1 protein-coding gene is annotated in these 1426 nt (G+C 69.6%); it reads right to left on the bottom strand.

Annotation, left to right across the window (positions count from 1 at the left end; translation table 11 throughout):
• Positions 1-6: 6 nt before the first annotated feature.
• Positions 7-1314, bottom strand: coding sequence for an ISL3 family transposase (locus D1832_RS15035; RefSeq protein ID WP_118915193.1), 1308 nt, complete (start codon positions 1312-1314; stop codon positions 7-9).
• Positions 1315-1426: the final 112 nt, after the last annotated feature.

Below are 1426 nucleotides of genomic sequence, written 5' to 3'. Positions count from 1 at the left end.
GGCTCTTCACGAACGAGGGTGTAGCGCGGGTCTGAACCCTCCGGCTTCGAGCAGCGACCGAGCGATGTAGTGGGTGAGGTTGCGGAAGCCGAGGGCGGAGCCGCGGAGGTGTTCGAGTCGCCCGTTGATGGCCTCGGTCGGGCCGTTGCTGGTGCCGGGGCGGTCGAAGAACGCGAGGATGTCGCCCGCCCGCTGCTTCATGGTCCGGCCGAGCTTGCGGACCTCGACGAGCGCCGCGGGAACGCCGCTGCTGATCGCAGCGATCACCTCCTGCATCATCGCCTTCGCTTTCTTCTTGTCGGGCTCCCGGTAGGCCGCGACGATGCGCTGGTAGATGCCCCAGGTCGCCTCGACCTCGACGTGCTCCTCGCTCGCGAACACTGCGTCCAGGCGTGCCCGCTGCCGGTCGGTGAGTAGGCTCGCCCCGGTGTGCAGGGTGCGGCGGGCTTTGTAGAGCGGGTCGCCCTTGAGCCCGCGGTGACCGGTGGTGTCTTGCTGGACCCGACGCCGGCAAACATCCAGCGCGTCGCCGGCGAGGCGGACCACGTGGAACGGGTCCATGACGGGGACGGCGTCGGGGAGTTCCTCGGCGGCTGCGGTCTTGAACCCGGCGAAGCCGTCCATCGCGACCACCTCGATCCGCTTCGCCCAGTCCGCAGGGCGGGCGGCGAGCCACTGCTTGAACACCGCCTTGGAGTGGCCCTCGACCATGTCCAGCAGCCTCGCCGGCCCGGTCTTGTTCCTCGCGGGCGTGAGGTCGATGATCACGGTGACGTACTTGTCGCCCAGCCTCGTGTGTCGCCAGACGTGCTCGTCGACACCGATCGTGGTGACCCCGTCGAACCGGGCGGGGTCGTCGATCAAGCGCCGCTTGCCTTCCGCGAGGACGGCGGCGTTCGCGGCACTCCAGGACACCCCGAGACCTGCGGCGACGCGGGTGACGGTGAGGTGGTCGATGACGATGCCCCGCAGCGCCCACTCCAGGCCGCCGCGGGAGATCTTCGCACGCGGCGCCGCTGCCCGCGTCATGTCCTGCCGCCACGTGCGCCGGCAGTGTCCGCACCGGTACCGGCGCACCCGCACCAGCAGGGTCGTCGGCCGGTGCCCGAACGGCTCGTGCGCCAGTCGACGCGTGACCGTGTCCCGCGGCACGCCCTCGACACCGCACTTCCGACACCACGGGTCGTCCTCGACGACGCGGCATTCGATCGTGGCCCGATCCGGCTCGATCAGCTGGCCGACGGCGACGAGGCCGAGCTCGTCGAGGCGGCAGAACGTGGTCAGGTCAGGGGTCGCGAAAGTAGGGTGGAGCACGTCGAGGTCTTTCGGGATGGCGAGCGTGAAGAACTTCCATCATCCGGGAGACCTCGACCCCTACCCGGCCACCGACGCGCTCAACCGACTACACCCTCATCTGTGAAGAGCC

It is taken from the genome of Dermacoccus abyssi, from assembly GCF_003515945.1.
Classification (GTDB): domain Bacteria; phylum Actinomycetota; class Actinomycetes; order Actinomycetales; family Dermatophilaceae; genus Dermacoccus; species Dermacoccus abyssi.
The sequence above is the reverse complement of the archived record's forward strand: the minus strand, read 5'-3'. Positions and strand labels throughout refer to the sequence as shown.